This is a genomic window from Bacillus sp. GMs2/2 (genome assembly GCF_050172095.1).
Classification (GTDB): Bacteria; Bacillota; Bacilli; order Bacillales; family Bacillaceae_G; genus Bacillus_A; species Bacillus_A cereus.
Map to the genome: position 1 here is coordinate 1 of NZ_JBNLYE010000178.1, position 8236 is coordinate 8236.

Here is an 8236-nt window from a genome sequence, read left to right on the forward strand (position 1 = left end):
ATTAAGGGAACATATTTTAATGCAGTATAAGGTTGATAAAATTATACAAGAAGATAATAAAGTAATGTTACAAGGAAATCATGAACAAACGTTAGAGCAATTTACAATAACAAGTGATTTTGCTATTATTACAATTCCATTTTCAGCGTTAAGGTTTGTAGAAGTTCAGCCATACTATTTATTCTCTTATTTTAAAAAAAGAGCAATTCGTGAATTAAATTATATTGCTGCAACTAAAATTGCAATAGAGTTTAAAAGTAGATTTTGGGAGAAAGCGGGACAGTGTGGAGGTAAATCTATTACTGATTTACCGATACGTTTTACATACTATCCGAGTTATGGCATTCATACTCCAGGACCAGCTATCGTTATAGCAAGTTATACGTGGGCAGATGAGGCGTTAACATGGGATAGTCTCCCGCAAAGAGATCGTATTCGTTACGCATTAAAAAATTTAGCGGAAATATACGGTGACATCGTCTATAGTGAGTTTGTCACTGGAACATCTTTTAGCTGGAGTAAAAATCCGTATTCTTGCGGTGCATTTACAGCTTTCGAACCAGGCCAAGAGCTCGAGTTATTTCCGTATATTACACCACCATCTGGAAAAGTACACTTTGCAGGAGAGCATACGACATTAACACATGGATGGATGCAAGGGGCAATTGAGTCTGGAGTTAGAGTTGCATATGAAGTAAATGAACAGTGAATCTCTTATATTTACAAATGGTCATTCTTTTAATAAAATGATAAATATAAATCGTAATTATTACGCTTTGAATACATTTGAAGTAAAGAAATGGATGGTCGGTTGAATGAATAAAGTGGAGATTCATATATTAGGTGGTTTTTTAGGTAGTGGAAAATCAACATTATTACAAAATTTATTGTTAGCAGAGAAAAAGAAGAATAGAAAAGTTGCAGTATTAATGAATGAAATTGGTGAATACTCGGTAGATACAGATATTATTGGAAAAGAGAATGTTTTAAGAGAACTTCTTAAAGGATGTATTTGTTGTACATTAAAAGAAGAGCTTGAAATACAATTACATTCGTTATACCAACAAGAAAGACCAGATGTAATTTATATAGAAACGACAGGTGTTGCGCATCCAATTGAAGTGTTAGACGCGTGTGTCTCGCCAATTTTAGCTCCTTTTCTGGAAGTGAAATCAATTGTAGTCGTTTTAGATGCAGTAAGGTGGTTAAACCGAAGTATATTAAGTGCAAATGTACAACAGCTATTGCATGAGCAACTTAAATTTGGTAGTCACATTCTTGTTAATAAAGCAGATTTACTAACAGATGAAGATAAGAACACAGTATTTGAAGAAGTAAAGGCAATAAATGATCATGCGAAAATGTATGAGACAAAGTATTGTAATATATCTTTAAAAGATATAGAAGAAGCAGAATTTCCAAATGATGAGGAACATGAGACACTACATGTCAAACAGCATTTACATATACAAACGATGACATATCAATTTACGAAACCGATTGATCAAGACAAATTATATGAATGGCTTTCGAATTTACCAGATAGTATTTATCGAGTGAAAGGTTTTGTGAAATTCCGTGGAGATAAATACCCTCACCTATTCCAATATTCGTTCGGAGTACCAACTTTATTAGAACAAGACTTCGGTTTCCCGACAAACTTAGTAGTAATAGGAGAAGGACTAGATAAGAAACAATTGGCTGAAGGGTTAGAGAAAGTAGAACTTAACTCTAATTAAGGTGAAAAGACTAACTTAAAAAATAAGTTAGTCTTTTTGTATGATCATTACTGAAATGAAACAGTATTTTCAATTGGATTGCAGAATATATATTGATTGTATGTCCGTTTCCATTACATAGGAAGGTGATTATATATTTGTGCCGAATGTAGAGGGTACTACAAGAGTTTTCCATTATCTATCGAATTAGTTAGTCATGATTACGGACAGGGGATTTTGGCGTGTTTGATTCTATCAGAAAGTAAAGTATGGGGAGGATCACAATGTCGATGAAAAAACGTAAGTGGCTAAAGACAATGTTTACTGGTTGTGTTTTAGGTTCGTTATTAATAACGGCAGCTTGTTCAGGAAAGAAAACAAGTACAGAGGATGAAAAAACGATTAAGGTAGGAGTTCTTGCTTCTTTAACAGGACCGCTAGAATCGTATGGAAAACAAACAGTGAACGGATTTGAATTAGGGTTAGACTATGCAACTGGTGGAACTGGGAAAGTAGATGGGAAAAAGATTAAGTTTGTTGTAGAAGATACAGAAACGAAAGCTGATGTAGCAGTTAAAAAAGCTACGAAGTTATTAGAAGAAGAGAAAGTTGATTTTTTAGTTGGATCGTCTAGTTCAAGTGATACGTTAGCGGTTTTACCACTGGCCGGGGAATATGAAAAGATTATGGTTGTAGAACCGGCAGTTGCGGATAGTATTACCGGGAAGAACTGGAATAAATATATTTTTAGAACTGGAAGAAGTTCCTCACAAGATGCGATTGCAGGAGCAGCGGCAATTGCGAAAAAAGGTGTAAAGATTGCGACATTTGCCCCAGATAACGCTTTTGGTCGTGAAGGGATTGCTGCATTTAAAGCGGGTGCGAAAAAATTAGGTGCGAGCATTGTGAATGAGCAATACGCGGATACAAATTCAACAGATTTTACAGCGAATATTCAAAATATCATTAGTTCAAAACCAGATTATTTATTTATCGTTTGGGCAGGGGCAAATTCACCTTGGAAACAGTTGAAAGATATGAATGTGGAAGCGCAAGGTATTAAAATTTCTACAGGTGCGCCAGATATACCAGCATTAAAAACAATGGATGCATTAGTAGGTATGCAAGGTTTTTCTGTATATTATCACACACTTCCAAAAAATAAAGTGAATGATTGGCTAGTTGAAGAGCATAAAAAACGTTTTAATGGTGTAGTGCCAGATTTGTTTACAGCGGGAGGAATGTCAGCAGCAATTTCTATTGTAGAAGCCTTAAAGAAAACAAAAGGTGATACAGATGTAGATACCTTGATTAAGAAAATGGAAGGAATGGAATTTGATACACCGAAAGGAAAGATGAAGTTTAGAGAGAAGGACCACCAAGCGATGCAGACGCTGTATTCTATCACATTGAAAAAGCAAGATGGTGTTGATTATCCGGTGCCAGTGTTAGAGCGAGAATTAACGATGAAAGAAACAGAACCACCAGTTCAAAATAAATAGACTGAATTTTCTGTTGTTTTTGTATAAAGAGGGGGGACCCTCTTTATACATATTTCCTTCATACTCACGGCTTTAAAGGGAGGGATTTCGTGACACATTTGCTAGAGACGAAAAATCTTAGTGTATCTTTTGGTGAACATCAAGTTATTAAAGATGTAAATTTAACTGTCCAAAAAGGAAAGCTCATTTCTATTATCGGGCCAAATGGTGCGGGGAAGACAACATTATTTAATTTACTAAGTGGACAGATTTCACCTACAACAGGTGAAATGTATTTTAAAGGGCAAGATATTACAAAACTATCGATTTCAGATCGAACACGCTTAGGAATCGGTCGCTCTTTTCAGCTTACAAACATATTCCCAGAATTAACGGTACTTGAAAATGTCCGTTTAAGTGTTCAATCATTCGTACAAGATTACTATAGTTTTTTCCCGAGTTCAGCAAAATTAAAGCAACAAGTTGGAGAGGCGAGACGTTTCTTAAAAACAGTATTACTTCACGAGAAAGAGAACATATTAGCGAAAGATTTGGCACATGGAGAGAAAAGAAAGCTAGAACTTGCGATGTTATTGGCTTTAAAAACGGATGTGTTATTACTTGATGAGCCGACGGCAGGTATTTCGGTTGAGGAAGTCCCTGCTATATTACAAGTGATTGAAAATATTAAGAAACATCCAGAGAGCACAATTGTACTTATCGAACACAAAATGGATATGATACTAGGTTTGTCAGATCATCTTATCGTTTTATTTCATGGAGAGTTATTAGCTGAAGGATTGCCAGAAGAAATTATGAAAGATGAGCGTGTACAAAGTGCTTATTTAGGGGGATTATATAGTGGCACTATTACAAGTGAATAATATAGAAACGTATTTAGATCAGTTTCATATTTTGCAAGGAGTATCTCTTGCTGTTGAGAAAGGGACGATTACTGTACTGTTTGGTAGAAATGGGGCAGGGAAAACAACGACATTACGTTCAGTGATGGGATTTCACCGCATTGCAGATGGTGAAATTTATTATGATAGTGCAAAAGTAAGTGGATTACCTACACATTTAATTTCAAGGAAAGGAATAGGGTATGTACCAGAAAATCAAGGTATTTTTCATGATTTGACAGTAGAAGAAACATTCGCTCTTGCTAGGGGAAAAGGTGAGGAAGTAGAAGGGAAAATAGAGTGGATGCTGGAACTATTTCCGGATTTAAAGCAGTTTTGGAATAAGAAAAGTGGGCTCTTGAGCGGAGGGCAAAAGCAAATGTTGGCTATTTCAAGAGCGTTTATTAATAGTGATGGATTATTACTTATTGATGAACCGAGCAAAGGGCTATCCCCGATAATGGTGGAGAAATTAATGGTAGCTATTTTGAAGATGAAAGAGAAAACAACAGTTTTACTTGTTGAGCAAAATTTTATGATGGCCAGTCAAATTGGTGATTATTTTTACATTATGGATAACGGACGAATTGTTCATAACGGTTTTATGAATGAATTAAAAAAGGATAAGGAAATGTGTCATAAATATTTAGGAATCTCTTAACATGAATCCGAGGTGAAAAGGATGGATGTGTTAATCAATTTATTTGTAAATGGGATTTCAACAGGGATGCTCATTTTTTTGTTAGCATCAGGTCTTTCACTTATTTTCGGTCTAATGAGCGTTTTAAACTTTGCACACGGTGGTTTATTTGCATGGGGAGCATTTACAGGTGTTTGGTTATTTAATATGACAGGAAGTTATATATTAGCTTTAGTTGGAGCAGTAGCCATGGGAATGTTCCTAGGATTTATTTTAGAAAGGTTTCTTATTAGACCGGTATATGGAAATCATGTTCGACAGCTGCTCGTTACGCTTGGAGGAATGCTCGTTCTTAGTGAGTGTATTAAAATATTTTGGGGGCCAAACCCTATTAGTGCAAAATTACCGTTATGGTTACAAGGAAGTTTTACATTCGGAGGTATTATATTAATTAAATATCGTCTATTTGTTATTTTGATTGGGATAATTATTTACATCGCACTACTACTATTACTCAAAAAGACGAAGATAGGTCTTATGATCCGTGCAGGTGTAATGGATAAAGAAATGGTTCAAGCGCTTGGTATTAATGTAAAAGCGATATTTTCTTTCGTCTTTTTATTAGGAGCAGGGATGGCAGCTTTGGGAGGATTCTTATTAGCACCGTATTCGGGCGTTATTTTCGCCGAGATGGGCATGCAGTATGCAATTTTAGCTTTTATAGTAGTAATTATCGGTGGATTAGGAAGCGTACAAGGTTCAGCTATTGCTTCTTTAATTGTTGGATTAGCTGGTGCTTTTACAGCGTATTTTATACCAGATTTATCACTTGCAATTAATATGTTAATGTTACTATTTTTCTTAATAGTGAAGCCAACTGGACTTGTTGGTGAAAAGGGGTGAAATGGTGAACAACACATCGGACCGAATTAAAGTATACTTTGGAGTATGTATGCTCATTTGTTTAAGTGTATTTCCGTTCGTAAATGATTCAAGGAGCTTGTTAATTTTGTTCACTCAAATCTTCATCTTTGCTATTTTTGCAATGAGTTTTGATGTATTGCTTGGGTATACAGGAATTGTATCGTTCGGTCATTGTATGTTCTTTGGGATAGGAGCATATGGGGTAGCGCTTTTATTTGATCGACAAGGCGTATCAATAACGAACTTTTTAATTGGAATAGTAGCTGCAATTATCATTTCAGCAATAGTTAGTTATATAATTGGTTTACTTTCTTTACGGCTGAAAAGTCATTTTTATGCGATGCTAACACTTGCTATTTCACAGTTGTTTTTCGTCCTTGCTGAAAAATGGCGTGGGCTCACTCACGGAGGAGATGGTTTTACATTTGGTGTACCAGAAATATTCCGTGATCGTTTTACTTTTTATTATGTATCACTTGTATGTTTATGCTTCATTTTTATTCTATTACGTCTTTTTACAAAGTCTTCTATTGGGAAAGTATTAAAGGCAATTTCACAAAATGAACAACGTGTTGAAGCACTTGGATATAAAGTCCTCCATTATAAAATAATCGCAAGTGTAGTAGCAGGAATAGTAGCTGCAATTAGCGGTGGTTTATTTGTTATTACATTACGCTTTGTCAATACGACTGTATTTTCAATTGAAATGACACTAAATGCACTCTTGATGACAATGATTGGAGGAATCGGAACATTAATTGGAGCTATTGCTGGATCTGGGATTATTGAATCCCTAAAATATTATTTATCAGAACTAGCGACGGAATATCCGATTTTTGAAAGATGGACGATTATTCTAGGTTTATTGTATATTATCGTGTTACTCGTTTTTCCGAAAGGATTGGTTGGGACGGTTAAGGGACTGAAGAATATGAAACGGAATAAGAAGGAGAAAAGTGCAGAAGTGGAGCAAAATGTGTGAAAAATCAATTGTATAGAATATGAAAATCCCTCTTTTAGATTCTTAAAGGAGGGATTTTTTATTAACCAAATAGTTCATCAGGGATTTGTTTGAAAGAGTTTTGATTTGTAAAAAAATGAACAGCTAATTTCTCAACTGGAACATCTTCAATTGGTACCAATTTATCATTTTTAATCGGTAAAAAAGCTATTCCTTTTCCATCATCAATAAACGCTTCCATAAGCGAATAAGAATCCAACTGTTGAAGTTGTTGCTGAGATAGATTATTTTCTTTTAGAAATTGTATTGTCTTATTTCTAAAAGGGCACTTTTTGTCATTGCTAACGAAGAAAATTTCTTTTGAATAATCAATGGTACATTTTTCTTTCGCTTTTAATAAGCCTACAGAAATTGAGGTCGTGAACACTTTTTTAAACGATGCGTCAGGATAATCCTCATAAGTTATGACCATATCAACTTTTTGTTGCTGAAGTAATTTTTGCAAATGACTACTACTTTCTACATATATTTGATAATTTCTGAAGTTTTCTTCAATACGCTTACTTAAATAATTTGTCAAAATAGATTGTGACGTCGCTATTATATAAGAAGAACCACTCGTTTTAATTTCATCTTTTACTTCTTCTAATAGAGTTAATATTTTATTCGTGTAATCTAATAAAATGTCACCAGCAGGTAACAAGGAAACACCTTTGTTATCTCTATGTAGTAAAGGCGTTTCTAATTCTTGTTCTAATTTTTTGATTCGCTCAGTTACGTTCGGTTGAACATATCCTAACTCTTTAGCAGCTTTACTAATAGAAGCCTCACTGGCAACAGTTTTGAATATAATAAGATCATTTATTTCCATATATCTCAGCCCCTTATGCACTATCATTATAAATGATACCAAACATAATTTATACCTATTTTACGTTAGTCAATCATCGGTTTATCATTATGTATATAGGATAGAAAGTGAGTGATAAACATGATTGGAATGCAATATAAGGTCATTTTGCCAAAGGATTATAATATAAAGAATATTAGGAATAGGGTAAAGGATAATGGGCATAAAACTGATGGTTTTCAAGACCTGAATTTTAAAGCTTATTTAATTACTGAGGTAGGTAAGGACGGGAATTTCTATAACTGTTATGCACCTTTATATATTTGGAATGGCCATGAAGGAATGAACAAATTTATCTTTGAAGGATATTATGATAATATTTTACAATCTTTTGGATGGCAACAAATAAATATAGGTGTTCCATTAGTTGTTAATCTAAGTGATGGATTTAAGAAAAGTAGATATGTTGTTGAATATGCGGGAAGTATTTCTCAAAGTAAAACACTGATTGGGACTCAATTAAACACGATGAATGAAAATGTACAAAACAATGAAAAGTGTTTAGGGGACGTAATCGTTTATAATCCGGATAAATGGAGATATAGTAGGTTTGAGTTTTATGAAGAGAAACCTGATATTGTAGTGAATAAAGGTGTTACAGTATATGAGATTTTACACATTTCACGATGAAATTTTGTTGTATATTAAAAATAAGAAAAGGAATGAAAGTCTATGCCTTTTGTGAAGATTTATTATCCTG

Annotated in this window: 9 protein-coding genes; 8 read left to right on the plus strand and 1 reads right to left on the minus strand. The window is 34.2% G+C overall.

Going from position 1 to position 8236, the window contains the following annotated elements; translation table 11 throughout:
- From ACQGS6_RS18855 to ACQGS6_RS18885, 7 genes are all read left to right on the plus strand, one after another.
- The coding region (locus ACQGS6_RS18855; RefSeq protein WP_426965426.1) for a flavin monoamine oxidase family protein at positions 1–709 on the plus strand (709 nt) is incomplete at its 5' end.
- 106 nt (positions 710–815) lie between these two features.
- Entirely contained in the window at positions 816–1739 is a 924-nt protein-coding gene (locus tag ACQGS6_RS18860; RefSeq protein WP_001044941.1) for a CobW family GTP-binding protein, read from the plus strand.
- 263 nt (positions 1740–2002) lie between these two features.
- Positions 2003–3220, plus strand: a complete 1218-nt coding sequence (locus ACQGS6_RS18865) for a substrate-binding domain-containing protein (RefSeq protein WP_000062005.1) — start codon at positions 2003–2005, stop codon at positions 3218–3220.
- A gap of 89 nt (positions 3221–3309) precedes the next feature.
- Positions 3310–4083, plus strand: a complete 774-nt coding sequence (locus ACQGS6_RS18870) for an ABC transporter ATP-binding protein (protein WP_000149336.1) — start codon at positions 3310–3312, stop codon at positions 4081–4083.
- Positions 4061–4762, plus strand: a complete 702-nt coding sequence (locus tag ACQGS6_RS18875; protein ID WP_001196696.1) for an ABC transporter ATP-binding protein — start codon at positions 4061–4063, stop codon at positions 4760–4762. The genes ACQGS6_RS18870 and ACQGS6_RS18875 overlap by 23 nt, the downstream gene beginning before the upstream one ends.
- Before the next feature lie 21 nt (positions 4763–4783).
- Positions 4784–5644, plus strand: coding sequence for a branched-chain amino acid ABC transporter permease (locus ACQGS6_RS18880; RefSeq protein ID WP_000382787.1), 861 nt, complete (start codon positions 4784–4786; stop codon positions 5642–5644).
- Between the two features lie 49 nt (positions 5645–5693).
- On the plus strand, positions 5694–6647 hold the full coding sequence (locus ACQGS6_RS18885) for a branched-chain amino acid ABC transporter permease (protein ID WP_426965428.1): 954 nt from the start codon (positions 5694–5696) through the stop codon (positions 6645–6647).
- Positions 6648–6708: 61 nt separating this feature from the next.
- Here the strand turns inward: ACQGS6_RS18885 and ACQGS6_RS18890 are convergent, their stop codons facing one another.
- Positions 6709–7497, minus strand: a complete 789-nt coding sequence (locus tag ACQGS6_RS18890) for a LysR family transcriptional regulator (protein WP_097855745.1) — start codon at positions 7495–7497, stop codon at positions 6709–6711.
- A 120-nt stretch (positions 7498–7617) separates the two neighbouring features.
- On the opposite strand from ACQGS6_RS18890, the gene ACQGS6_RS18895 reads away from it, so the two are divergent.
- Positions 7618–8166 carry a DUF4865 family protein gene (locus ACQGS6_RS18895; RefSeq protein WP_097855744.1) on the plus strand — a complete coding sequence of 183 codons (549 nt, stop codon included), beginning with the start codon at positions 7618–7620 and terminating at the stop codon, positions 8164–8166.
- Positions 8167–8236: the final 70 nt, after the last annotated feature.

Bases quoted from the DNA above. Each gene is read 5' to 3' on its own strand.
- ACQGS6_RS18885 (WP_426965428.1), top strand. From the start codon at position 5,694: ATGCTCATTTGTTTAAGTGTATTTCCGTTCGTAAATGATTCAAGGAGC.
- ACQGS6_RS18880 (WP_000382787.1), top strand. From the start codon at position 4,784: ATGGATGTGTTAATCAATTTATTTGTAAATGGGATTTCAACAGGGATG.
- ACQGS6_RS18890 (WP_097855745.1), bottom strand. From the start codon at position 7,497: ATGGAAATAAATGATCTTATTATATTCAAAACTGTTGCCAGTGAGGCT.
- ACQGS6_RS18865 (WP_000062005.1), top strand. From the start codon at position 2,003: ATGTCGATGAAAAAACGTAAGTGGCTAAAGACAATGTTTACTGGTTGT.
- ACQGS6_RS18860 (WP_001044941.1), top strand. From the start codon at position 816: ATGAATAAAGTGGAGATTCATATATTAGGTGGTTTTTTAGGTAGTGGA.
- ACQGS6_RS18895 (WP_097855744.1), top strand. From the start codon at position 7,618: ATGATTGGAATGCAATATAAGGTCATTTTGCCAAAGGATTATAATATA.